At 57.5% G+C, this 24,667-nt stretch carries 26 protein-coding genes and 2 pseudogenes; 19 read left to right on the forward strand and 9 right to left on the reverse strand.

Annotated features, from left to right (window positions below):
* Positions 1-46: 46 nt before the first annotated feature.
* On the reverse strand, positions 47-400 hold the full coding sequence (locus tag GHO25_RS12325; RefSeq protein ID WP_153329885.1) for a hypothetical protein: 354 nt from the start codon (positions 398-400) through the stop codon (positions 47-49).
* Positions 401-449: 49 nt separating this feature from the next.
* A complete protein-coding gene (locus GHO25_RS12330; RefSeq protein ID WP_153329887.1) occupies positions 450-1,007 on the reverse strand; it encodes a TetR/AcrR family transcriptional regulator in 558 nt (185 codons plus the stop codon).
* 105 nt (positions 1,008-1,112) lie between these two features.
* Between GHO25_RS12330 and GHO25_RS12335 the strand changes: the two genes are divergently transcribed.
* Positions 1,113-1,613 (forward strand): HPP family protein, encoded by a 501-nt coding sequence (locus tag GHO25_RS12335; protein ID WP_153390883.1) that lies wholly within the window; start codon positions 1,113-1,115, stop codon positions 1,611-1,613.
* Between the two features lie 13 nt (positions 1,614-1,626).
* Here GHO25_RS12335 and GHO25_RS12340 read toward each other — a convergent pair whose 3' ends face one another.
* Positions 1,627-1,902 carry a DUF2798 domain-containing protein gene (locus tag GHO25_RS12340; protein ID WP_153372658.1) on the reverse strand — a complete coding sequence of 92 codons (276 nt, stop codon included), beginning with the start codon at positions 1,900-1,902 and terminating at the stop codon, positions 1,627-1,629.
* Between the two features lie 129 nt (positions 1,903-2,031).
* On the opposite strand from GHO25_RS12340, the gene GHO25_RS12345 reads away from it, so the two are divergent.
* On the forward strand, positions 2,032-2,973 hold the full coding sequence (locus GHO25_RS12345; protein WP_153390884.1) for a LysR family transcriptional regulator: 942 nt from the start codon (positions 2,032-2,034) through the stop codon (positions 2,971-2,973).
* 748 nt (positions 2,974-3,721) lie between these two features.
* Complete coding sequence (locus GHO25_RS12350; protein ID WP_153390885.1) at positions 3,722-4,468, forward strand: outer membrane beta-barrel protein; 747 nt, start codon at positions 3,722-3,724, stop codon at positions 4,466-4,468.
* A gap of 52 nt (positions 4,469-4,520) precedes the next feature.
* Here the strand turns inward: GHO25_RS12350 and GHO25_RS12355 are convergent, their stop codons facing one another.
* Positions 4,521-5,057: a hypothetical protein gene (locus GHO25_RS12355; protein ID WP_178110071.1), complete on the reverse strand. Its 537-nt coding sequence runs from the start codon at positions 5,055-5,057 to the stop codon at positions 4,521-4,523.
* A gap of 175 nt (positions 5,058-5,232) precedes the next feature.
* Here GHO25_RS12355 and GHO25_RS26525 point away from each other — a divergent pair.
* Together GHO25_RS26525 and GHO25_RS12360 are read left to right on the forward strand one after the other, a co-directional pair.
* Positions 5,233-5,442: pseudogene (locus GHO25_RS26525) on the forward strand (site-specific integrase); the annotation flags it as partial.
* Between the two features lie 20 nt (positions 5,443-5,462).
* A complete protein-coding gene (locus GHO25_RS12360) occupies positions 5,463-7,049 on the forward strand; it encodes an ABC-F family ATPase (protein ID WP_082148731.1) in 1,587 nt (528 codons plus the stop codon).
* A 237-nt stretch (positions 7,050-7,286) separates the two neighbouring features.
* Here GHO25_RS12360 and GHO25_RS12365 read toward each other — a convergent pair whose 3' ends face one another.
* Positions 7,287-8,264 carry a LysR substrate-binding domain-containing protein gene (locus GHO25_RS12365; protein ID WP_153390886.1) on the reverse strand — a complete coding sequence of 326 codons (978 nt, stop codon included), beginning with the start codon at positions 8,262-8,264 and terminating at the stop codon, positions 7,287-7,289.
* Between the two features lie 168 nt (positions 8,265-8,432).
* Between GHO25_RS12365 and hutH the strand changes: the two genes are divergently transcribed.
* The 7 genes from hutH (at position 8,433) to GHO25_RS12400 (ending at position 15,171) form a co-directional block, all read left to right on the forward strand.
* Positions 8,433-9,974 (forward strand): histidine ammonia-lyase, encoded by a 1,542-nt coding sequence (gene hutH, locus GHO25_RS12370; protein WP_153390887.1) that lies wholly within the window; start codon positions 8,433-8,435, stop codon positions 9,972-9,974.
* 297 nt (positions 9,975-10,271) lie between these two features.
* Entirely contained in the window at positions 10,272-10,490 is a 219-nt protein-coding gene (locus GHO25_RS12375) for a hypothetical protein (RefSeq protein WP_153390888.1), read from the forward strand.
* Positions 10,491-10,537: 47 nt separating this feature from the next.
* Positions 10,538-11,395, forward strand: coding sequence for a transporter substrate-binding domain-containing protein (locus GHO25_RS12380; RefSeq protein ID WP_153390889.1), 858 nt, complete (start codon positions 10,538-10,540; stop codon positions 11,393-11,395).
* Positions 11,396-11,505: 110 nt separating this feature from the next.
* A complete protein-coding gene (locus tag GHO25_RS12385; RefSeq protein WP_256677216.1) occupies positions 11,506-12,177 on the forward strand; it encodes an ABC transporter permease in 672 nt (223 codons plus the stop codon).
* A gap of 21 nt (positions 12,178-12,198) precedes the next feature.
* On the forward strand, positions 12,199-12,936 hold the full coding sequence (locus GHO25_RS12390) for an ABC transporter permease (RefSeq protein WP_153333062.1): 738 nt from the start codon (positions 12,199-12,201) through the stop codon (positions 12,934-12,936).
* A gap of 18 nt (positions 12,937-12,954) precedes the next feature.
* Complete coding sequence (locus GHO25_RS12395) at positions 12,955-13,746, forward strand: ABC transporter ATP-binding protein (RefSeq protein ID WP_123748913.1); 792 nt, start codon at positions 12,955-12,957, stop codon at positions 13,744-13,746.
* 240 nt (positions 13,747-13,986) lie between these two features.
* A complete protein-coding gene (locus tag GHO25_RS12400; protein WP_153390891.1) occupies positions 13,987-15,171 on the forward strand; it encodes an MFS transporter in 1,185 nt (394 codons plus the stop codon).
* On the opposite strand, the gene GHO25_RS12405 is transcribed toward GHO25_RS12400, so the two are convergent.
* Together GHO25_RS12405 and GHO25_RS12410 are read right to left on the reverse strand one after the other, a co-directional pair.
* The gene (locus tag GHO25_RS12405; RefSeq protein ID WP_153390892.1) at positions 15,168-16,199 is read right to left on the reverse strand and encodes a dienelactone hydrolase; all 1,032 of its coding nucleotides are present in this window, start codon (positions 16,197-16,199) and stop codon (positions 15,168-15,170) included. The genes GHO25_RS12400 and GHO25_RS12405 overlap by 4 nt on opposite strands.
* 169 nt (positions 16,200-16,368) lie before the next feature.
* Complete coding sequence (locus GHO25_RS12410) at positions 16,369-16,980, reverse strand: FMN-dependent NADH-azoreductase (RefSeq protein WP_123748910.1); 612 nt, start codon at positions 16,978-16,980, stop codon at positions 16,369-16,371.
* Between the two features lie 126 nt (positions 16,981-17,106).
* Here GHO25_RS12410 and GHO25_RS12415 point away from each other — a divergent pair, with 126 nt between their 5' ends.
* Both GHO25_RS12415 and GHO25_RS12420 read left to right on the forward strand, forming a co-directional pair.
* Positions 17,107-18,015 (forward strand): LysR substrate-binding domain-containing protein, encoded by a 909-nt coding sequence (locus tag GHO25_RS12415; RefSeq protein WP_153390893.1) that lies wholly within the window; start codon positions 17,107-17,109, stop codon positions 18,013-18,015.
* Positions 18,016-18,041: 26 nt separating this feature from the next.
* Positions 18,042-18,386, forward strand: coding sequence for an MmcQ/YjbR family DNA-binding protein (locus GHO25_RS12420; protein ID WP_048370390.1), 345 nt, complete (start codon positions 18,042-18,044; stop codon positions 18,384-18,386).
* 16 nt (positions 18,387-18,402) lie between these two features.
* Here the strand turns inward: GHO25_RS12420 and GHO25_RS12425 are convergent, their stop codons facing one another.
* Positions 18,403-18,777, reverse strand: a complete 375-nt coding sequence (locus tag GHO25_RS12425; protein ID WP_153329912.1) for a DUF1294 domain-containing protein — start codon at positions 18,775-18,777, stop codon at positions 18,403-18,405.
* Positions 18,778-18,836: 59 nt separating this feature from the next.
* Positions 18,837-19,664, reverse strand: a complete 828-nt coding sequence (locus GHO25_RS12430) for an undecaprenyl-diphosphate phosphatase (RefSeq protein ID WP_048390833.1) — start codon at positions 19,662-19,664, stop codon at positions 18,837-18,839.
* 331 nt (positions 19,665-19,995) lie between these two features.
* Here GHO25_RS12430 and GHO25_RS26910 point away from each other — a divergent pair.
* From GHO25_RS26910 to GHO25_RS12450, 5 genes and pseudogenes are all read left to right on the forward strand, one after another.
* A pseudogene (locus tag GHO25_RS26910) lies at positions 19,996-20,682 on the forward strand (cache domain-containing protein); the annotation flags it as partial.
* A 123-nt stretch (positions 20,683-20,805) separates the two neighbouring features.
* Positions 20,806-21,540: a methyl-accepting chemotaxis protein gene (locus tag GHO25_RS26915; protein ID WP_371924480.1), complete on the forward strand. Its 735-nt coding sequence runs from the start codon at positions 20,806-20,808 to the stop codon at positions 21,538-21,540.
* A 251-nt stretch (positions 21,541-21,791) separates the two neighbouring features.
* On the forward strand, positions 21,792-22,817 hold the full coding sequence (locus tag GHO25_RS12440) for a LacI family DNA-binding transcriptional regulator (RefSeq protein WP_178110072.1): 1,026 nt from the start codon (positions 21,792-21,794) through the stop codon (positions 22,815-22,817).
* A gap of 83 nt (positions 22,818-22,900) precedes the next feature.
* Positions 22,901-23,683, forward strand: coding sequence for a sugar phosphate isomerase/epimerase (locus tag GHO25_RS12445; RefSeq protein WP_153390895.1), 783 nt, complete (start codon positions 22,901-22,903; stop codon positions 23,681-23,683).
* Entirely contained in the window at positions 23,676-24,620 is a 945-nt protein-coding gene (locus GHO25_RS12450; RefSeq protein WP_153390896.1) for a sugar kinase, read from the forward strand. Before GHO25_RS12445 ends, GHO25_RS12450 begins: the two co-directional genes overlap by 8 nt.
* Positions 24,621-24,667: the final 47 nt, after the last annotated feature.

Genomic DNA, 24,667 nt, shown 5'->3' on the forward strand with positions numbered 1-24,667 from the left:
TTTCACGCTCTCTTCTTGCAGACTTGCCTGAGCTCGACGGGGCTACTTAACGTTGCTGCGAAACCGAGAAGTCAGTCTCGCCTTTGTCATCTGCCCGCATCACCACCTTATAAGCCTCGGTCGTCCCGCAACCGGAAACCCGCCAGGTCTCCTCGGCTTTCTGGACTGCGCCGCTCGGTGACTGATCTATGTTGGTAATACGGCTATCAACGGCGCTGATTGAACGGCACTGGGTTACCGCTGAAAACAGACGCTCGACTGTTGCATATACATCCTTGCGCAGCAGCGGATCAGTGACCGATTGCCCCGAGAACTGAGGGCTGCTGGCGCAGCCTGCCAATACCGTCCCGGCCAAAGCGAGGCTAATAAGGGCGCTGTGTTGCTTTGTCTTGGTCAACATAATCATTCCTTGAGATGGCGTCATGCCGTGTTGAGATCCCTTATCGTGGTTATTCACGGGGTGACGAGGCGCAGAGCACAGCTACCATTTCGCGTATTGGCGGGAGCATCGCCGGCACGAGTCCACTGACCTGGGAAGTGACAATAAGACCTTCGCCAATCACAAAGAGTTGCATCGCAACCGCCGACGACTGCGTCAGGCCTGCCTGCGTGCAAATACCTTGCAGGTAATTCAGGACCTGCTGCTTGTGTTGACTGGCCAGGACATGAGGCGGAGCGCTCTGAGCGCTGTATTCAGCCGAAGCATTGATGAACGCGCAGCCATGGAAATCAGCCGACTGCACCCAACAGATAATGAAGTCGATATAGGCCTGGGGCCTGTTCGCTTGGTCAGCGCCCTCTACCGCCGTGGCCATTTGATCCATGAACTCGGCGTGCCGCAGTTGCAGCGCAGCCTCGACCACGTGTTCCTTGCTCGGAAAATGCCGGTACAGGGTTTTCTTGGTCACACCAGCCATCTGGCTGAGTTGCTCGACCCCCGAGGCATGAAAGCCCTGGCGATAGAACAGATCAAGGGCCGCCCGGGTGATCACATCTGCAGTACTCATCACGAATTCCTTTGGAGTGAATGCGGCCAGTGTATACCGATCGGTTGACTTACAGGTAAACCGATCGGTATCCTTTTGTCACTATCCCCTCACCGAGTTATCGCCATGCCTATTATTCGCCTGCCTAAATCAAGCGCTCCACCCGCCCCCGATCTGCGTTTCAGCTTGATGTCGTTTATCGGCGTGGTCATCGCTATCGGCGCCACCGGCTGGCTTAGCCTGATCAGCGGAACGCCCTGGCTGATGGCCTCGTTTGGTGCCAGTTGTGTGCTGGCCTTTGGCGTGCCCGACTCCCCCCTGGCCCAGCCGCGCAGCATCATTGGCGGGCACATGGTGTCGACACTGGTCGGGCTCGTGGTGCTGCACACCCTGGGCAATGAATGGTGGGCTTGCGCTTTGGCAGTCGGGCTGGCGCTGGTCGCCATGCAGCAGACACGCACCGTGCATGCCCCCGCCGGTGCCAACCCGTTGGTCGTCATCACCGCCGGTGCCCCGTGGAGTTTTTTGCTAACGCCCGTATTGGCAGGCTCGCTGGTGGTGGTGATCACTGCCTTATGCCTTAACAACGCACGCAGCAAAGGCAGCTATCCCAAATACTGGCTGTAAAAGCTGCCCGCGGTTAGCGATGCGGATGAACCGTCATGGCCACCAGTTTGATCACGATGGGGCGCACCACAAGGATGCACAGGAAAGCGGCAGGCATGGCCAACTTATAAGCCTGCAACGTGTTGTTCAGGTAATCCGCATCGATACCAGTATTGGCAGCAGTAATCACCAGCGACATTAAAAAGGCCATGATCGTGGACATGTACAACGCGAATACATAGGGCGTTGCACGCACCGAGAACTTTAGGCGGCTTGAAATCAAGGTGTTTGAAGTGCTTTTAGCGTTCATGTGTGGCCCTTTAATCCTGAAAGTAGTGGATGGCGCACCTTAACAAGATCAAAAACACGCAACTAGACGGCCATTTCTAGTTTGTTTATAAAGCAGATCTTACGAATACGGCCCGTTCAGGATCAAAACATGGATTTGTTTGCTGCGATTAACAGTTTTATCAAAGTAGTTGAAGCCGGATCGATTGCAGGCGCGGCGAAAAATCTCGGCCTCAGTGCCGCCGCCGTCAGCCAGACCATCAACCGTCTGGAAGCACACTTGGGCACGCGTTTGCTGCAACGCACCACCCGAAGCATGGCGCTGACCGAGGACGGAGCCCTTTACTACAACAGAGTGCAGCGCATCGTCACGGATGTTGAGCTGGCACACCGGGCTATCAGCCATAGCGACAGCGAACTGCAAGGGCGGTTGAGCATCGCGTCGACTTCCGCTTTCGGGCGGCATGTCGTCGCCCCGTTGGTCGCGGGTTTTGCCACGCGCTATCCGCGTCTGACTCTGGAACTGAACATCACTGACAACAAAATCAGCCACATCCACAGCGGCATTGACCTGAGCCTGAGAATCAAGCCGCAACTGGAAGACGGGATCATTGCCCGCAAAATCGTCTCGGTGCCTTTTATTGTCTGCGCCTCACCGGCTTACCTCGAACGTGCGGGCTGGCCAGCTTCCCCCGACGACCTGCAACATCACGCCTGCCTGGGTTTTCGCTACCCTCTGGATGGTCGCTTTCTGCGCTGGGGGTTTATCAACAATGGCCAGCACAGTTATGCAGCGCTTAATGTTACGGCCACCAGTGACGACATTGACGCACTTGCACAAATGGCTGCCCATGGCGCCGGTATTGCGCGACTGGCAGAGTACATCGCCGCACCTTATATCGAATCGGGTCAGCTTATCCCGCTGCTTCAACACAGCCATTCACCGACTGAGTCATACACCAAGCCCCTGGACATTTATGCCTGCGTTCAAGACCGGGCTGCCATGACGCCAAAAGTTAAAGCTTTTATCAGTTACCTGAGCGAATACCTGGAAATACGCTGGCCAAAAGAGAACATATTTACCGATGTTTGATCTCCGACACAGGGCGCTAATGACCGACAAAATTTAACGTTTAACGCTTGCCTGCCGCAACCATAGACACCAGGTTCGGCCAAGCGAATCGCCCGCAAAGCCGCAGACTGTCGCGATCAGCAGTGACACCTTGGCGGTCTGATCGTGCCGGAGGGTAGACCTCTATAGACGCAAATCCCTCTGCCCGCCAATTAAACGGCCTAAGTTGCCAGAGTTGGCGTATTGACTCCCCACTCGAGTGTCAGTAAAACAAAAGCGTTAACCCTGATTAGCTCTCGACAAAGCCCGACGATAAATAACAAAACACGCAACTAACGACTTTTAAATAAGCTCATTTGGCTTATCTGTGCACCCGCAAGTGTCATCTTTTGTCGCTAGCATCTAACACTACTAGATGCTCCTTGTGTGAGGCTAAGGCTATGGAGAATAAAAGCAAACGCGGCTGGTCATGGGCTTATAAAAAGATCCGGGGCTTGCACTGCTCAAAGTTTACATCGGCCTATCGGGCAACCCGTTATGCCCTGCTGGGCGACACCGGGACTTTTTACAGCAAGGTGAGCTGGCAGAAAATTCGCATTTATCGCTAGCGCTCAATAACCTGCCTGCATGACGCCGATTGATTGATAACGTACTTCGCCGGTCTGTTACGAACAGTGCGTAAGTCCCTCGCCATTATTTTTGAACTTTCTCTCTGACGCTTTATCGAAACGCTCGTTCGATATTTTTCAAGTCATGGAGACTCTTGCGAATGTTTACAAAAAAACTGCTACGTCACTCCTGCGCCCTGGCGCTTTTCAGCGCTCCGCTGGCAGTGATGGCCGCCCCAAGCACCGACCCGCTGTTCAACGTGGGCTTGCTGGGTTCATACACAGACTTCAAATTCGAAGGCGGCAGCAGATCCGACAAGGAACACATGGGCCAAGGCGGCGTATTTGCCAACTATGGCAACAAAATGACCGCTGAATCGGGTTTCATCTACCAGTTGGGTGGCGAAGCCAAATACAGCAAGAAGGATGGCAACAAGCTCAAGGAAGCCCAGGCTGACCTCGACCTTGGCTGGCGTGCCGCGCTGGATGCGCGCAACTTTGTCGACGTGATCGTGGGTGGCGGTTACACCTGGACCCGTTTCGAGCCAGAGATCAACGATATCGACACCAAACTGACCTACAAATCGCCGTTCGCCAAGGCCGCTCTGGGTTACAACCACCAGTTCGACACCTCGACCCTGCGCGTTGAAGTGGGTGCCCGCCAGACCCTCGATGGCCGAGCCAAGGTCAAAGTTAAAAACTTCGGCAGCGACACCGTCGACATGAAAGACCGCACCAACCCTTACGCTGAAGTGTCGCTGCTGATGAATCAGCAAGGCGATCTGCCGATCCAGGCGGGCATCTACTACACCCGTACCGAGTACAAGATTGACGAGGATTCTCCGGTTGCTGACAACACCAAACTCAAGCGTGACGAGTTCGGCGTGAAGGTCGGTATGGTCTTCTGATCCGCCCGGTCAGGCCCCGGCGTTGTCGGGGCTTGCACCGCGCCCATCAAGCTCACTGGCTGGCGTTAGCGAGCTGCACATAGATGCAAAAACTGGCGAGAAGCAGCCAGAAAATCACAAACAGCCAAGGTGTTCTCATCGAGAACATGAGCGACTTTCGATAGCCCTTCTGACTGGATTCCTTTTCGTTAAACAAGGGCGACTCATCGTAGGCTTTACCCATCACCGGGTCACTTCGCAACAAATGGCTTTGTTTGAAATGCCAGTGATCAATAATCACATACGAAGCCCGAAACCCTGGCCAGGCATGCAATGAGCTAAAGATGCCCAGAACGGCCATCAAGCTTGGCACCACCAGTGTGAACAGCTCTCCCCACTCAGGATTGAGATTGGCCATTGACGATGCAAACGCAATGACCAGGAACGACTGCGCCGTTAAATAGGCGTTCGTTCTATTTGAGAGCAGGCTGGTTTCGTACTGAATTTCTCTGCGATAGAAGTCCAGACGATCTTTCGGTGTACCAAATAACAAGACGTCAGCCGTGCACGCCTGTTGAAGGCGGGTATCTTCAGTGATGATTTTGGCCACAATGTGCCTCCGATAGACTGAATCATCTTAGAAGGCGTTTGATTAAAGGGGTTCATTCTCACGTCTCGACTGCCGTCCACCCCCGCGCAGCCATGAAGACCTGTATCGCATCAATGGTCCATCGAAACAGGGCTCTCGCGCAGCGTTCACTCTGCGCTCATTCGGTTTCAATGGTCGCCTGCCATACAACTGTCGTCACACCTATGCGACAATGCGCGCCATGTCTGGCATGAACCCCGCTTTTATTCCTCAGCAGCTTGGCCTTAGCGTCCAATTGTTGCTGTCGACTTATGCGCGTTGGGTCAACTCAAGCTCAGATCGGAGTGGGCTTGAAAAGCTCCAGGTTGGTAGCAAACGGCTACCAGCTCAAATACGCGCTCTCTAAGTTATTGATAGGTAAAGTAATTGATCTCCACAGCTAACATCACGATGCAGTTCGGCGCAAAGCCGCTATTCGAGAACGTTTCAGTAAAATTCGGCGCAGGTAACCGCTACGGTTTGATCGGTGCCAACGGTTGCGGCAAATCCACCTTCATGAAAATCCTCGGCAGCGATCTCGACCCGTCGGGCGGCCAGGTCATGCTGGAACCGAACGTACGTCTGGGTAAGCTGCGCCAGGATCAGTTCGCTTACGAAGAATTCACCGTGATCGATACCGTGATCATGGGCCACGAAGAACTGTGGAAGGTCAAGGCTGAGCGCGATCGCATCTACTCGCTGCCAGAAATGACCGAAGAAGACGGCATGGCCGTTGCCGAACTCGAAACCGAGTTCGCAGAAATGGACGGTTACACCGCTGAGTCCCGCGCCGGTGAATTGCTGCTGGGCCTGGGTATCGGCATTGAACAGCACAACGGCCCGATGAGCGAAGTGTCGCCGGGCTGGAAGCTGCGTGTATTGCTGGCTCAGGCGCTGTTCTCTGATCCTGAAGTGCTGCTGCTCGACGAACCCACCAACCACCTGGATATCAACACGATCCGCTGGCTGGAAAACGTTCTGACTCAGCGCAACAGCCTGATGATCATCATCTCTCACGATAGACACTTCCTGAACAGCGTCTGCACCCACATGGCTGACCTGGACTACGGCGAGCTGCGCCTGTTCCCGGGCAACTATGACGAGTACATGACTGTCGCGACCCAATCGCGTGAGCAACTGCTGTCTGAGAACGCCAAGAAGAAAGCTCAGATCAACGAGCTGCAAGCGTTCGTCAGCCGCTTCTCGGCCAACGCCTCGAAATCCAAACAGGCAAGCTCGCGCGCCAAGGCAATCGACAAGATCACCCTGGCCGAGGTCAAGCCTTCCAGCCGTGTCAGCCCGTTCATTCGTTTCGAGCAGACCAAAAAGCTGCACCGCCAGGCCGTCATTGTTGAAAACATGGCTAAAGGCTTTGATGGCAAGACGCTGTTCAAAGACTTCAGCTTTACCGTTGAAGCCGGTGAGCGCGTGGCAATCATTGGCCCGAACGGTATCGGTAAAACGACGCTGCTGCGCACTATGGTCAATGAGCTGACTCCGGATGCCGGTTCGATCAAGTGGACTGAGTCCGCTGAGCTGGGCTACTACGCGCAAGACCACGCGCACGACTTTGAAGACGATGTGACCCTGTTCGACTGGATGGGCCAATGGACTCAAGGCGAGCAAATGATTCGCGGCACCCTGGGCCGCATGCTGTTCTCGAACGACGAGATCCTCAAGTCGGTCAAGGTGATCTCCGGTGGTGAGCAAGGCCGCATGCTGTTCGGCAAGCTGATCCTGCAAAAGCCGAACGTACTGGTGATGGACGAACCGACCAACCACTTGGACATGGAATCCATCGAAGCGTTGAACCTGGCGCTGGAAAACTACCCTGGCACGCTGATTTTCGTCAGCCATGACCGTGAATTCGTATCGTCGCTGGCCACTCGTATTATCGAGCTGAGCCCAAGCGGCGTGATCGACTTCAGCGGCACCTACGACGACTACCTGCGCAGCCAAGGCGTGGTGTTCTGATTCCAGACACCGGTAAAGCCCTTGCTACGACCCGGGCTGTCCCGCAGCAAACAGGCCACCGAATATCTTCAGCATCCCCCAATCGGTTCCCTCTCCTTCGGGAGAGGGCTAGGGTGAGGGGGCTCTTGGATCAAGATCAAAAGATCGCGAGCAAGCTCGCTCCTACAGGGCCTTTAGAATCAATCACTTATTTTGTTTTTCATAGGAGCGAGCTCGTCTCGCGATCTTTTGGCCTTTTTAAAGATCGCGAGGCAAGCTCGCTCCTACAGTTGCTTGTGCAGGCAGAGCTGTGATCAGGCGCTCAGTCATGTCTTCCTGCGCTTTTCCCCGACCTATCAACCAGCGCTGAAACGCCCGGCATTGTGCTTTGTGTAGCGTGTTAGGGTGCCAACTCAGGTAATACGGCGATGGCAGCGCCATGGCGTGCGGCCACGGGATGATCAAGCGCCCCTCAGCAATGTCACGGGCAATCATCGAGTACTGCGCCAGTACGATGCCCTGGTGATCAATGGCGGCCTGAATGGCCATGCTGGCTGAAGAAAAGCTTCGACGCACGGCAATCTTCTGCTCCACCACCCCGCCTTCCAGATCAAACCATTCAACCCACGACGGCGGCGAATCAAATTTCGGCCGTGAGTCAACGCGTATCAGTGGGTACTGAAGCAAGTCAGCGGCCTGCCCCACCGTGCCTGAATGGCCTAAAAGCGCCGGTGAACACGCTGGCACCACACAATCGTGAAACAGCACAACGCTGCGCTCGGCGTATTGGATCGGCTCGCCATAGCCAATCCGGAAATCGGCGTTTTCCTCCTCCGATGTATCCGCAAGCGTGCCATCCAGATAGATGTCGAGATCGTCATGCTCGTGCTGCCATTCGTAAATCAGCGGCCCCAGCCACTTGTTCATCAGTGAAGGCAAGCCACTGACATACAAGTTGTTGGGGTTTTTCGAGCGTTCGACTTCAGCCACAGCGGCTCTCAACTCTTCAAAGGCTGTCGAACATCTGGCATGGAAACGCTGGCCAATGGCGTTCAAGCGCAAACGCTGGCCGTCCTTGACCGTCAGGCTCATGCCCAGCGCCTCATCCAGCAGTTTCATCTGCTGGCTCACCGCCCCCACCGAGAGGTTCAAGCGTTTTGCCGCCTGGGAAATACCACCACAGTGGCCGACGGTTTCGAATATTTGCAGGGCGCGCAAAGGCGGTAAGCGACTCATGGCAAGGTGCGGCCTCACAGGCATTTAAAGTTTAGAAATACTAATAAAACTGACAGAAATCGCCATATTTTCTTCACTCAAAAATCGCTTTAGCCTTCTCCCACGCTCAATCGAGCGACGGCTTGGCCGGTCCAGCCCCTTATTCATTTGGTTTCTCGGGAGTTCGCAATGAAAGCTCATCCTCAACAGATCACTCAGGTTGTTCTTGGCGATAGAGAGCCTTCCATCGAAGAGTTTGTGGCGGTCGCCCGTTATGCAGCCAAGGTCTCGTTTTCTGAGGCTTATCAGCAGCGCGTGAAAAAATCCCGTGGTCTGGTGGAGCGTTTTCTTGATGAGAATCGCTTGGTCTATGGCGTGACCACCGGGTTCGGCGACAACGTTCGCCATGTGATTTCTGCGAGCAATGCCAAGGAGCTTCAGGTCAATATCGTGCGCTCCCACGCGGTGGCCGTGGGCGAGCCGCTCAAGCGTGAGCAGGTGCGTGCGATACAGTTGATGGTGCTGATCAGCCTTGGCAAAGGGTATTCGGGGGTGCGCCTTGAGTTACTGGAACTGATCGCTGCCCTGCTCAATAACGACGTCGTACCGTTTGCACCCGGCGAAGGATCGGTGGGTTACCTGGCGGTCGAGGGGCACCTGGCTCTGGTCCTACTGGGTGAAGGCAAAGCGCGGGTCAATGGCGGCGAATGGGTTGATGGCGCCACCGCGCTGAAACAGGTTGGCCTGCAACCGACCGATCTGCAGTGCAAAGAAGGCCTGGCCATGCTCAATGGCACCACCTCGGTGACCGCCATCGCCATTCTGGCCCTGTACAACGCCATGCAGACCGCTTCGTTGGCAGACGTCGCCGCGGCACTGTCCATGGAAGCGTTAAAAGGCACGATTCGGGCCTTCGACCCACGCTATCACTCGATCAAGGCACACAAAGAGCAGGCGCAAACTGCACAGGACATAAAGGCGATGCTGCATGACAGCCAACTGATCGCTGAAAACATCGACTACCGGCTTCAGGACGCCTACAGCCTGCGCTCCATCCCCCAAGTACACGGCGCGTCGAAACGTTTTATCGAGCACGCGCGGGAAAACATCGAAAACGAAATTCACTCTTCAGGCGACAACCCGGTGATCTACCCGCTTGATGACGGCGACGGCATTGCCATCTCGGGAGCCAACTTTGATGGCACCTACATCGGCATGTCAGCCGACTCCTTGTGCGTGGCACTGGCCAACCTGGCGAAGATTGCCGAGCGTCGTATTGATCGCATGGTTAACTCGCACTTCAGTGAAATGCCCGCTTTTTTGGTGCGCAATCCGGGCCTGAACAGCGGCTACATGATCCTGCAATACACTGCGGCAGGCCTGTATGCAGAAATGAAGTCACTGTCGTTCCCCTCCTCGGTCGACAGCTTCTCGACCTGCGCCAACCAGGAAGACCTGGTCAGCCTGGCCTATAACGCTGTGATCAAGGCCTACAAAGTGTCCGAAAAACTGGAATCAGTGCTGGCCATGGAGCTGCTGGTGGGCTGCCAGGCCCTCGATTTTCATGACGTGGGCAAAGCCTCCAGCGTGACCAAAGCAGTGTATGACCTGGTGCGCAGCCGTGTACCGGTGGCTGAACACGACCGCGCGTTCTATACCGACATTGCCAGCGTGACCGAGCAAGTGCGCAGCGGCGAAGTACTCGCCACCGTGCAGCAAAACCTCAAGTAAACAGGCCGCGCTCCAAGAGAGGGCTGCGAGATAAAGCGTGGCCCTCCCCACACAGACAGTCATACCCGTTACCCCTCGCCGCGCACCACTTTAATCCACACTGTCACCGTTCGTACCACCGTGGTGCACTTTCAGGCTCAAGCATCCGCCTTGCCACTGCCGGATAAAAATCCCGCAACAAATAAACACCCATAACCTACTGTTTCTAAAGAACTTTCACTGTATTTCAAACGGATTCATCGATGAGAAATCAAGTTGGCCGATTGATTGCATATTCTTGTATGTACAAGCAAATACATGTTCGCACGTACCTCTCTACCCAGCGGGTTTGGTTTGATCGAGTCGAGTGACAGAAAAATGGACGTTCCAACGCTCAGCCACGGCAACAACATCCGTCAGTTGGCCCAGGACGTCGGCGTGGAAAATGCATTCGCCCTTACAGGCTTAGTACCGGTTTGCATCCGTTTGCAATCCCCAGAAAAAACGGTGTGTACCGACCTTGGCGATTCGGCCTGAGCCGGATCAGTTCGCAACACTCAATTGATTAGACAGGAAGTACCAAGATGTCGAACAAATCAAGCTGGTTGGGTTCTGTAGCGCTCAGTGCAATGGTGTTGGCCTGTGCTCCGGCACTCCAGGCCAAAGAGTGGACATCGGTCAATATCGCCACAGAGGGCGCCTATGAACCCTGGAACCTGACACTGCCAGGTGGAAAAGTCAGCGGCTTCGAGCCAGAACTGATGGACGTGATCTGTCAGCGCATGAAGCTCAAGTGCAACATCGTCGTGCAGAACTGGGACGGCATGATCGCCAGCCTCAATGCAGGCAAATTCGACGTGCTGATGGACGCCATTGTCATCAACGACGAACGCCAGAAGGTCATGGCCTTCTCTACGCCTTACGCCCAGACCCCGGCCAGTTTTGTCGCCCTGCAAGCCGACTTGCTGCCAGGCAAAACCGGTACTGACGCGGCCATCACCTTGGGCACCGACCCCAAGGAAATCCGTGCTGGCGTTGAAGACCTGCGCAAGGCGCTTAAAGGCAAAACCATCGGCATCGCCTCCGGCACCATTTACACCTCATTCATTGATCAAAACTTCAAAGATGTAGCGACGATCCGTGAATACGGCAGCTCGTCCGAGGCCATTCTCGACCTGCAATCCGGGCGGATCGATGTTGCCTTTGATGACGTGACCTTCTTCAACTCGCTCATGGACAAGCCGGAGAACAAGTCACTGGTGTACACCGGCCCGGTGATCAAAGGCCCGATCTGGGGTGAAGGCGAAGCCCTGGGCTTTCGCCAGAACGACGTGGAGCTCAAATCCAAGTTCGACGCCGCCCTCAAGGAAGCCATGGCTGATGGCACGATCAAAACCCTGAGCGAGAAGTGGTTCAAGCAGGACCTGACCCCCAAGCAATGATCTGAATGGCCCGGCAGCGTGAAGGGTGCCGGGCTGCTTAACCCTTTTTAGACGTGGGATCCACTATGAACCTCTTGCAGCTACTCAGTTTTGGTGACTCAGGTTGGGGGATGGCGCTGCTCAAGGCCACCGGCATGACCGTGATATTGACCCTCGCAGCACTGCTGGTAGGGGCGGTATTTGGCAGCCTGGTGGCGGCGGCCAAACTCTCCCGCCGCCGCAGTTTGCGCGGGCTGGGAAATCTGTACTCGATACTGTTCAGGGGGATTCCCGAGTTGCTGGTGATCTACCTGTTCTACTTTGGCGGGGCCAGTGTGGTGACGGCGGTTGGCCATTGGTTCGGCGGCGAAGGTTATATCGACGTGCCGCCTTTTCTGGTCGGGGCGTTGGCGGTGGGGCTGATCTCTGGCTCTTATCAGGCGGAAGTCTACCGGGGGGCCTTTCTCGCCGTATCGCGTGGCGAACTGGAAGCCGGGCTGGCCATCGGCATGAGCCGTGCCATGCGCTTCAAACGGATTCTGGTGCCGCAGATTTTGCGCTACGCGCTGCCGGGTCTGGGCAATGTCTGGCAAATGAGTCTGAAAGATTCCGCGCTGATTTCAGTCATCGGTCTGGTGGAATTGATGCGCGCCAGTCAGGTCGCAGCCGGGTCCACCCGCCACTATTTCACCTTCTACATCATCGGGGGCGCGCTGTACCTCATTCTCACCGGCCTCTCCGGTCGGCTGTTCCACATGGCTGAAGCCCGCGTGCGCCGTACGCGGCAGCGCAGCCCAGTCTAGTTCGCGTCGGGAGCGACACCTATGATTGATTTTCCGTTCCTCGCAGACACCATGCTCAAGCTGCTGGCCGCCCTGCCCACCACCTTGTCGATTTTTTTCTGCTCGTTAGTGCTCGGCCTTGCCTTGTCGGTCGGCATCGTCAGCCTGCGGGTCAGCCGCTGGTGGTTTTTCAGCTACCCGGCGCGGTTCTACATCATGCTGTTTCGCGGCACACCGCTGCTGATTCAAATGTTCTTGATTTACTACGGGCTGGGCCAGTTCCCGGCCATCCGCGACAGTTTTGCCTGGGTCGTACTGCGTTCACCCTATGGCTGCGCAGTGGTGTCACTGGCCTTGTGCACCGCCGGCTACACTGCAGAAATCATCCGCGGTGGCCTGCTCAGCGTACCCCAAGGTCAGATCGAAGCTGGCAAAGCCATTGGCATGTCGCCCTGGGAGTTGCTGTACCGGATCATCGCCCCGGTGACCCTGCGCCAGGCCCTGCCGGCCTACTCAACAGAAGCCATTTTGCTGGTCAAGTCCACCGCCCTCGCCAGCCTGGTGACGGTCTGGGATGTCACGGGCGTCGCCCAGCAGATCATCCAGCGCACCTACCGCACCATGGAGGTGTTCATTTGCGCGGCCCTGATTTATCTGGTGCTCAACTACCTGGTGGTGCGTGCGGTCGCCTGGCTTGAGTATCGCCTCTCGCCACACTTGCGCGAACGCCCAGCAGACGTCGTGAAAAAATCCAGCCCCACACTGCCTACCCATTCCTGATTTGATACGGAGCCTGCCATGAGCATTCAGTCCGCTTCAGCCTTGTCGGTCACTAATATCCAGAAGTCCTTCGGCAGCGCCCATGTCCTCAAGGGTATTGATCTGGACGCACACAAAGGCGACGTGATCTCGATCCTCGGCGCCAGCGGGTCCGGTAAAAGCACGTTCCTGCGCTGCATCAACCTGCTGGAAACCCCCGATCAAGGCATCATCCGCGTCAACGGTGAAGTGATCGAGATGAAACAGCATGTCGACGGCCGTCAAACGCCGAGCAACAACCGTCAGGTCGAGCGCATGCGCAGTAGCCTGGGCATGGTGTTTCAGAGCTTCAACCTGTGGTCGCACATGACGGTGCTGCAGAACGTGATTGAAGGCCCGATGCGCGTGCTCAAACGCCCACGCGCCGAATGCATCGAAGAGGCCGAGGCCCTGTTGCACAAGGTCGGCCTGTACGAGCGTAAGGACTACTACCCGGCGCACCTGTCCGGGGGGCAGCAACAACGGGTCGCAATCGCCCGCGCACTGGCGATGAACCCACAAGTAATGCTGTTTGACGAGCCCACCTCGGCACTCGACCCCGAACTGGTTGGCGAGGTATTACGGGTGATGCGCTCGCTGGCCGAAGAAGGCCGCACCATGCTGGTGGTCACCCACGAAATGGGCTTTGCCCGGCACGTGTCGAATCGGGTGGTGTTTATGCACGGCGGCTTGATCGACGCTCAGGGCACGCCGACTGAACTGTTCGAAGGCTTGCCCACCGAGCGTTTTCGCCAATTCGTCTCTAGCCATAACGATAGAAGTGCCGAGTAAACAGGTCCCGAGCCTGATACAACGCAGCGAAACCCTGCACAACCCCTTACGTGTGCAACTCATCAGTTGCTGCCGATCTGGGGTTGTCTCTCACTGGAAAAAGACAGGTTGTGAACCGATCGACGTTATGGCTCAAGAGGTAAAAAGGGTGCCCCAAACGAACTATCGTTAGCCTGCTTTCATTTACCCGGCCGGCACGCCATCATAGCGGCGCCCAAACGCCAGCCGGAACCGCTGCTCATGTCTGCGCAACATCCTCCTCATCCGAGTTCTCTGTCGGTTACGCTGCAAATCCTGTCGATTGTTTTTTACACGTTTATCGCCTTTATCTGCATTGGCTTGCCCATCGCGGTCTTGCCGGGCTATGTGCATGACCAATTGGGCTTCAGCGCCGTGATTGCCGGCCTGACCATCGCCTCGCAATACCTCGCCACCCTGCTGACACGTCCTTCGGCCGGGCGCATCGTCGACAAACACGGGACCAAGCCTGCGGTGGTGTACGGCCTGATCGGCATCGCCATCAGCGGTGTACTCACGTACGTCGCTGTCATGCTGCAAAGCTCCCCGCTGCTGAGCCTTGGCATTTTGATCGTCGGGCGCATTTTTCTGGGCATTGCCCAAGGGCTTATCGGTGTCGGCACGATTAGTTGGGGCATCGCGCAAGTCGGCTCGGAACACACCGCACGCACCATCGGCTGGAACGGTATCGCCTCTTATGGGGCGATTGCTTTGGGTGCCCCGCTGGGTGTTCTGATGATCGACACACTCGGGTTTTCCAGCCTGGGCATTGCGCTGCTGGGGTTGGCCTTGCTGGCACTGCTGACCATCCGTAACAAAACTTCGATGCCGGTGATCGCCGGGGTGCGCCTGTCCTTTTGGTCGGTGCTGGGGCTGATCGCGCCCTATGGCCTCAGCCTGATGCTGGCGTCTATTGGTTATGGCACCCTGACGACCTTTATCACGCTGTTCTATATCGACCAGGGCTGGACGGGCGCGGCCTACTGCCTGACGGTGTTTGGCGTGTGTTTTATCCTGGCCCGGCTGATATTCACCAACAGCATTAACCGCTTGGGTGGCTACAGCGTCGCAATGACCTGTATGGCCATGGAAACCCTGGGGCTGGTGCTGTTGTGGCTCGCGCCGTCTACCGGCTATGCCTTGATCGGTGCCGGGTTGGCAGGGTTTGGCCTGTCACTGGTGTACCCGGCGCTGGGCGTTGAGGCGGTCAAGCAAGTCCCCAGTTCGAGTCGGGGTGCAGGCCTGGGCGCTTATGCGGTGTTTTTTGACCTGGCGCTGGCCATGGCCGGGCCGCTGATGGGCGCCATTGCCTTGAACCTTGGGTATCCCTGGATTTTCTTTAGCGCAGCACTGATGTGCATTGCGGGCCTGCTGCTTACCCTAGGGCTCTCGCGCCGGGCCAGCTAGTGGTCTGCGGTACGTAACAGTGTGTGGGCGTTGTTATTCAGCGCCTTACTGAAAAAGCGCCCTGATTCGTAAATCAAATCGCGATGGATATCCTCACGATCAACCCCATCAGCATCGGTGCAGGCCCAGGCCATGGTTGCGCGCTGTTCATCCGAGCAAGGCGCCAGAAACACAAAATGTCCGGCGCCGGGGATCAGATTGAACTCAGGGGGGATCGGTAATTTACGCGCCAGAGCTTCGGCATTTTTGTCCGGAAACACGGTTTGATCACCCTCGCCGCTGTACAACAAAACCGGCACATGCACTTGGGCCAGGGTGTCGCGGCCAAACATCAGGCTCAGCGGCGCCATTAACAGCAACGCACGCACACGCGGGTCCGCGACGGGCAACAAATCATCCCGATCAGCGATCAATTCACCTTGGGTCGTGCAGGCATCGTTATCATCGGGTCGCTCTTGGCAATAACGCCGCAGACGGTTCAAGTCCGGCTCGGCCCCGGCCAGAATCAGCGCCGTTTCACCACCTGCCGAATAGCCGATCACCCCGACCTGATCCGCATCGACGTAAGCAGACAGGCTGTTTTCATCCAGCACGGCGCTAATCGCCGCCGATATTTGCATCGGCCGCCCGTATAGATTGCTCAGGGTGCCGGTACGGCTGTGGTCTTTGAAGTTGTCACCCGGATGCAGCACCGCCACGACAACAAAGCCTTTGCGCGCCAGTGCGGTGATCAGGTCGTGCAGTGCCAGCGGCGTGCCGACATTGCCATGGGACAGCACCAGCAGCGGGTAATGGCCGATGGCAATTTTGGCATCTTCGCTGGCATCGAGGTCATAGACGCCGATGCGGCTGTGCACTTCGTCATCGGTAGACGGATAGAAGGCGATGGCGTTCATCGGCTGGCCGTCCACCGGGTCCAGAAAGCTGAGGCGATGAAAGCCCACGCTCCATTGGTTCAGTGGCTCGGCGTGCACCAGCACAGGGCAACTAGCCATTATGAGAAACACGACAGCGCATAGACGCATCATGGCGGCTTACCTTTAATAGCGCTCAGCTTGCAGCAGGCAATGAAAAAAGACGGTTAACCTCTTCTTTGCATAACCCAAGCCATTAAAGCCAGATGCAAAAAACTCCGTACTCTGGCCAATGACGGTATCCAGAATACAGAGTTTTGTTATGCGGGCACTACAGGGCAGCTTACGCGGCGCTGAACAGACCCTGACTAATGTGCTGATGAGCATCGCTCAGGGCTTTGCTGCGCACTTCATCGCCATAACCCAGGCCCTGTGCACGAACAAACTCAACATCAGTGATGCCGAGAAAACCCAGCAGCACTTTCAAATACTCTTCGTGCGCCACGCCTGTCGCTTGGCCCGCGTGAATGCCGCCCGAGGTCGAGACCACGATCACTTTCTTGCCGCCGCACAGGCCAACCGGGCCGGTTTCGGTGTAACGGAAGGTCTGACCGGCCACCGCAATGCGGTCGATCCAGGCCTTGAGTTGGGTTGGAATGGTGAAGTTGTACATCGGCGCGCCGATGACCACTGCATCCGCGGCCAGAAACTGCGCCAAGGTGTCTGCGCTCAATTGCGCTTCGTACTTTTGCGCCGCATCACGCAGTTCAGCCGGGGTGCCAGCCGCCACCAGGGTGGCCGCCGAGAAGTGCTCAATGCCTTCGCTGGCGAGGTCGCGGTAGCTCACTTCAACACTCGGCTCAGCCGCTTGCCAAGCCTTGACTACTTCACCGCTCAGCTGACGCGAAGCCGAGTTGTCGCCCAAGATGCTCGAATCGATATGCAAAAGTTTCATGCGGATCTCCAAATTAAGATCGCCGTCAGGCGTTCAAGTGGAGGTGATGCTACCGATGAAAGCAATCGACGATAAGTCAGCGAGCATGCGATAGTTCGTCCCACCTGTAGGACAGTGAGAAAAGCAATGCAAGATCTTAATGATCTCTACTACTTCGCCAAAGTGGTCGAAGCCGGTGGTTTTGCGGCGGCGGGCCGTCTGTTGGGCATCCCCAAGTCACGCCTGTCGCGGCGTGTGGCCGAACTTGAAGAGCGCCTGGGTGCGCGTCTGTTGCAGCGCACCACGCGCCAACTAAAGCTGACCGCTGTTGGCGAGCGCTACTTGAGCCATTGCCAGGCCATGCTGTTGCAAGCCGAAATGGCCGACGAGGCCGTGGCCAGTATGTCCAGCGAGCCCCGAGGGCGCCTGCGGGTCTCGTGCCCGGTGGGCCTGGCTCACCAGTTTATGCCCGATATGGTCAGCTCTTTTCTGCGCGCCTACCCCCATGTGCAATTGGAGGTCAGCCTGCTCAACCGCCGCGTAGACTTGATCACCGAAGGCATTGACGTGGCCATGCGCGTCCGCGAACTGGGCGATGAAGACCCGCTGCTGGTAACGCGACGTTTGCGCAAGGCGGTGACCGTGATGGTGGCCAGCCCGGCCTTTGCTGAACAGTGGGCAATCAAGACCCCGGACGATCTCAAAAATGCCCCGGTGCTGGGGGCGCTTGAGGCCGATCGCATGGTGCATTTGCGCATGCTCGATGAGCACGGCAAAGCTTCAGACATGGTGCTGGAAGCACGCTTGGGCATTGATGACTTTAACGTGCGTAAAGCCTGCACCCTGCAAGGTCTGGGCTTCACCGTGCTGCCCTTGATGTATTGCGAGCACGAGCTTGAAACCGGTGAGCTGGTGCAACTACTGCCTCAATGGTCACTGCCCGGCGGCTGGCTGCAAGCCGTGTACCCGCACCGACGCGGCGTCATGCCAGCGGTGCGGGCCTGGATCGAACATTTGGCTGATACCTTCGAACGCTGCGGAGAAAAAACCCTATGACGCGCACGTCCAACACCCAAAAAATCATGTCCAAGGAACAGGTAGCCGAGTTCTGTCGCAGCCTGCCGGGGGTCAAGGAGGATGTGAAATGGGGCGGGGTTGAAGTGTTCTATGTCGATCAGAGCAAAATGTTTGCCCTGTTCAACCTCAACAGCAACGGGTTGTCGTTCAAGGTCGAGAAAGAACTGTTTCTGGGCTATATCGATCGCCCGGGGATACGCCCTTCGCCGTATCTGGCGCGGGCCCACTGGATCAACATGCAGGCGCCCTACCCGATGGGCGCCGAAGAACTGCAAGACTTGCTGCGCCGTTCCCACCAGTTGGTGGTCGGCAAATTGCCGAAAAAGCGTCAGATCGGCTTATTGATCTGACGCTCATGGCAGCCGCTTACAGGTTCAGAAAAGTGATTTTCAAGAACAGCACATCAATCCAGATCGCTTGATGCACGGCCACGATCAACCAGAACCAGACCTGAAAAGACACCTTGCGGGTCTTGTGGCGAAACACTTGCTGAGCCACCAGCGCACCCGGCCAGCCGCCCAGCAATTCAACTCCGTGCAGGAGCTTTTCCGGGGTGCGCCAGCGGCCATGCCGGGCTTGCTGCTTGTCATAGCCATAAAGGATGAACGCCACGACACTGGCCACGCCATAAACAAGCAGAGGCACCCGCGTGATGCCGGTGAGCAACAGGCTCAGCGAGCCCCCCAGTGGCATCGCGCACAGCAGCAGTAACGCCAGCAGCTTGAGCTTCACGCCACGCATGGGCCCAGCTGGCTGCTCAGGCACCCCAGGCGAGCCGCGACGGTCGTTGGCTGAGGTCTTCAACCTGCTGCAGCCCAGTCAATCCAGCCGAACTTCCAGGTCGCCAGAATCAGCAGGCCGAAGGCAATGCGGTACCAGGCGAACGCGGCATAGCTGTGGTTGGAAATGAACTTGAGCAACGCACGGACCGCGATCATGGCGAAGATGAACGCCGTCACAAAACCGATGGCGAAGACTGGCAAGTCGTCGGGCTGGAACAGTTCACGGTACTTGTAACCCGAGTACACCGCCGCGCCGACCATGGTGGGCATCGCCAGGAAGAACGAAAACTCGGTGGCCGCTTTACGCGACAGGCCGAACAACAGGCCGCCGATGATGGTCGAGCCCGAACGCGAAGTCCCCGGAATCATCGCCAGGCATTGTGCAAAACCGATCTTGACCGCGTCTTTCCAGGTCATGTCGTCAACGGTTTCAGCGCGAATGACGTGGGTACGGCGCTCAGCCCAAAGCATGATCACACCGCCGATAACCAGGGCAGAGGCCACGGTAATCGGGTTGAACAGATACTCGTGAATCATGTCAGCGAAGATCACCCCCAACACCACCGCCGGCAGGACCGCGATGATCAGGTTGACGGTAAAACGGCGCGCGCTGGGTTGCGTCGGCAAACCCACGACAACGTCGAGGATCTTGCGGCGAAACTCCCAGACAACCGCCAAAATGGCGCCCAACTGGATAATGATGTTGAACGCCATGGCGCGTTCGCCGCCGAAGTTCAGCAAGTCCGCCACAATAATCTGGTGGCCAGTACTTGAGACCGGCAAGAATTCCGTAAGGCCCTCAACGACACCGAGTATCAACGCCTGTGCGGCAGTCCAAAGATCCATCATTCCCCCATTAAAGCCCGGCGTCATGCCGTGCTGATTAGCCAAAAAATAAGTGTGTGCAACCGGTGCCGACCCGTGGTTGCGGGTGTTGCATGTTCACTGACGTGATGTGAAATAACTGTCAGAAAACAATAAAGATTCAGCTTTCTGAATTTCGGCCGAGATCCTATCAGACACGTTCCACTTTCGCTGCTCTGAGTGCGAGCGTTGACAACAAGAACAACAAAGGAGTGACCGCTGTATGAATACCCTGCGCACGTTGTCCATCAGCCAGCGTCTGTGGCTGATCTTGATCGTGGCAATGGCCATGCTGCTGACGTTGGGTTTGCTGATGCTAAAGCAGATACATGACGATTTGAATGAAGGCAAAGCGCAGAAAACCCGGCACGTGGTGCAAGCCGCCAGTGGCGTTCTGGATTACTACCATGGCCTTGAAACTGCCGGATCGTTAAGCCGGGATGCTGCGCAACAACAAGCGCTGCAGGTCATCAGCAAGATGCGCTATGACCAGGGCGACTACTTCTGGATCAATGACCTGCGCCCTTTTATGGTCATGCACCCGACCAACCCCAAACTCGACGGCAAAGACCTGTCTGCCATCAAGGACCCGGACGGTGTTGCGATCTTCAATGAAATGGTCGCACTGGCCAAGACCCAGGGTTCAGGCAACCTGGCTTACCGCTGGCCGAAACCTGGCGCTGACGAGCCGGTGGCAAAAACCTCTTATGTGCAAGTGTTCGAGCCATGGGGCTGGGTGATTGGCTCCGGGGTGTACATCGACGACATACAGGCCGAGTTTCAGGCGCAAGTCTGGAAAGCCAGTGTGGCCGGACTGACGATTGCGCTGTTCATGGTCGTGCTGGTCAGGCTGATCGCCCGCAGCATCGCCCGCCCGTTAAAAGAGGCGGTGCAGGCCATGAGCAATATCGCCAGCGGCGAAAGTGACCTGACCCGCAGTCTCGACACCCACGGGCGCGATGAAGTCACCGAGCTTGCCCGGCACTTCAACACCTTCACCACCAAGCTGCGCACGGTCATTCGCCACTTGCAGTCCACTGCCACGGCGCTGGAACAGTCTTCGACGCAGATAGGCAACGACGCGACGCAAGCCCAGCAACGTTGCCAGCAGCAAGCCTCGCAGATGGATCAAGTGGCCACGGCGATCAACGAAGTCACCTACGCCGTGCAAGAGGTGGCCAAAAACGCCGAACACGCCGCAGGCGAAATGCGCGGTGCGCAGACCCAGGCCGAGTTGGGCCAGCAGAACATCGACAGCAGCCTGAAGCAGATCGACCAACTGTCGATCACCATTGATCAGGCGGTCGAGGTGATCCGCACGCTGGCCACGCAAAGCAGCGGTATCGGCAGTGTGCTTGAAGTGATCCGCTCGATTGCCGAACAGACCAACTTGCTGGCCCTGAACGCAGCCATTGAAGCGGCGCGCGCCGGTGAACAGGGTCGCGGCTTTGCCGTGGTCGCCGATGAGGTGCGCTTGCTGGCCCAGCGCACGCAAAAATCCACGGCTGAAATCCAGACCATGATTGAGGCGTTGCAGCAACACTCCGACGCAGCCGTGAATGTCATTGCCAGCAGCAGCCAGGCGTCGCAAGCGACCATCGAACAGGCCACCCAGGCCGGCAACAGCCTGACCACCATCGGCCAGGCACTCAGCAACCTGAACGAGCTCAATGCATCCATCGCCAGCGCCACGTTGCAGCAGGCCCACGTTGTGGAAGACATCAACCAGAACGTCACTCAGGCCGCCGGCCTATCGCAAAACACCGCCAAGGCTGCCGAACAATCGAGTGCCGACAGCGCTCACCTCAAGGAACTGAGCGTGCAGCTCAACGGATTATTGGGCCAGTTCAAGGTGTAACCCCTGCAAAACCTGTAGTCGCTGACGAAGCATGAGGCTGCGATGGGTTGCGAAGCGACCCTAATTGGCGATCCTGCGGCTCGCATCGCAGTCTCGTGCCTCGTCAGCGACTACAAGGTCATTCAGCGGTTTATTGAAATCGAGTGCACGCAAAACTTGACGACACCGGGTGATTTGAGTTTTCCTGAAACCGGTTTCATCGCCCTCTGATCGAAACCGCCTGCGATAACACCAATAAAAGGTTTCAGGCCGTGAACAGTTTTTCTGCAGCCCAGCGCACCCGCGTGACCATGCTTGATGTTGCCCAGCGCGCTGGCGTCTCCAAGGCCAGTGTGTCGCGCTTTATCGGTGAAGACCGGGCTCTGTTGTCCGCAGCCATCGCTGAACGTATCGAACACGCTATCAACGAGCTGGGCTATCGCCCCAATCAAATGGCCCGTGGCCTTAAGCGCGGTCGTACCCGGCTGATCGGCATGCTGGTGGCCGATATTCGCAACCCCTATTCGATTGCGGTGATGCATGGCGTTGAAACCGCCTGCCGCCAGCACGGCTACAACCTGGTGGTGTGCAACACCGACCGTAACGATGAGCAAGAGCATCAGCACCTCGCGGCGTTACGTTCTTACAACATCGAAGGCCTGATTCTGAACACCCTTGGCCATCATCCTGACGCGCTGCAAGCGCTGCACCAAGAGATGCCCATCGTCCTGATTGACCGAAAAGTCGAGCAACTGCACAGCGACATGGTCGGCCTCGACAACGCCGGTGCCGTGCGCATGGCCCTTGAGCACCTGCAAGAGCAGGGTTATCGCGATCTGCTGCTGGTCAGCGAGCCGATTGACGGCACCAGTTCACGCAGCGAGCGTATCGAGAGCTTCAATCAGCACTTGGCCCAACACCCGTCGCTCAGCGGCGCAGCGGTGCAAACCGGCCCGCAACTCAACACCGATATCCAGGCATTTCTGCAAGCGGCTGGTCCCGGCCCCAAGGCCATCTTTTGTTCCAACGGCGTGGCCGCCCTGGCGTGCACCCAGGTTTTGCGCGAGTTGAACTGCCGCCTGTTCGAAGACGTTGGCCTGATCGCCCTGGATGACCTGGACTGGTTTGCGCTGGTGGGCAGCGGCATCACCGCCCTCGCCCAACCGACGCAACAGATCGGCGCCAGCGCGTTCGACTGCCTGCTCAGGCGCCTCAAGGGTGACACCGGCCCGGCGCACAACCTGGACTTCGCCGCCCGCCTGATCGTTCGCGGCTCAACACAACACGCTAGCCCCTGACGCTTGAGGGGCTGACAACCGTTATCCGGTCGTCAGCCTTTAACGCTGTACAAATATGAAACCGGTTTCAGAGAGCAATAAGAATGAACACATTTCCCGTTTCCATCAGCCTGTCGAGCTACGGCGCCGACCTTGTTCGCGAACGCGGCCAAGCCAGCTTCATCGAACTGCTGGCCAAAGCCGGCGCCACACGTATCGAGCTGCGCGAAGAGTTGCTCACCGGCGAAGACCCGGCCAGCTTTAGCCAGGCGGTTCAACAGCACGATCTGGAATGCCTGTACTCATCGCCGATGGAACTGTGGGACGCCGGCCAGTCACGCCCCAACCCGCAACTGCTGCCAACCCTGCAACGGGCCAAGGCCTTCGGCGCCAAGTGGCTGAAAGTCTCGCTGGGGTACTTCACCGAGCATTGCGACATGCGCCAGCTGGCCGCCTGCCTTGAGCAGCAGTCCGTACGCTTGCTGGTGGAAAACGACCAAACCTCCCAAGGCGGGCGCATCGAGCCCATGCAGCGCTTTTTTGACAGCGTCGAGCAGTTGCGTGCACCCGTCAGCATGACCTTCGACATTGGTAACTGGCAGTGGCAAGACCAGTCGGCCAGCACCGCCGCGCGCCTGCTGGGCCGCCACGTGACCTATGTGCATTGCAAAGGCGTGGCGAGACGCCCGGATGGCAAGTTGATTGCCACCCCGCCGACGGCCACCGACCTGCAATCCTGGCAACAGCTCATGGGCCACATGCCCCACGGCCTGCCCCGCGCCGTCGAGTACCCGCTGCAAGGCAACGACCTGACCTGGCTGACCCGCCAACATGTGCAGGTACTCTCCAGGCTCAGTCACACACAACAGGAGCCGAGCTATGTCTAACGTCGATGTGTTGTCATTTGGCGAAACCATGGCCATGTGGGTGGCCGAGCAAACCGGCGACCTGGCCTTGGTCGAGACGTTTCACAAGCGTATCGCCGGGGCGGACAGCAACGTGGCCATTGGCCTGGCCCGCTTGGGGTTCAATGTGAACTGGCTAAGCCGCGTAGGGGCTGACTCCCTCGGGCGCTTTGTGCTCAATACCCTGCAAGGCGAAGGGCTGGACTGCCAGCATGTGGCGATTGACCCGCAGAACCCCACCGGTTTTCAGCTTAAATCGCGCGTGGATGACGGCAGCGACCCGCACGTGGAGTACTTTCGCCGGGGCTCCGCCGCCAGCCACCTGAACCGCTCGGTGATCAGCGACACATTGCTCAGCGCCCGGCACTTGCATGCCACCGGCATCCCGCCTGCGCTTTCAGCCAGTTGCAATGAGTTGTCTTTTGAACTGATGCGGGCGATGCGCGCCGCAGGCAAAAGCGTGTCATTCGACCCGAACCTGCGCCCGTCGTTGTGGGCCAGCGAACAGCAGATGATTCGCGACATCAACGCCCTCGCTGCCCACGCGCACTGGGTGCTGCCAGGACTTGCAGAGGGCCGCCTGCTCACCGGCTACGACGCCCCTGCGGACATTGCCGCGTTTTATCTGGACCAAGGCGCCGTGGCGGTGATCATCAAACTCGGCGCTAAAGGCGCGTTCTTGCGCACTGCCACCACCGAGCACTTTGTGCCCGCCGTGCCTGTCGCCAACGTAATCGACACCGTGGGCGCAGGCGATGGCTTTGCCGTGGGGGTGATCAGCGCCCTGTTGGAAAACCTCAGCCTTGCCCAAGCGGTGCAACGCGGCAACTGGATCGGCAGTCGCGCCGTGCAAAGCCGTGGCGACATGGAGGGCCTGCCGACCCGCGCTGAACTCAACCAGTTCTCAACCGCCGCCTGATTTTTTGCTCGACCCGTTACCTGCTGCGACAAAAACAACAAGCTCAG

Source organism: Pseudomonas sp. FSL R10-1350, assembly GCF_009600525.1.
GTDB lineage: Bacteria > Pseudomonadota > Gammaproteobacteria > Pseudomonadales > Pseudomonadaceae > Aquipseudomonas > Aquipseudomonas helleri.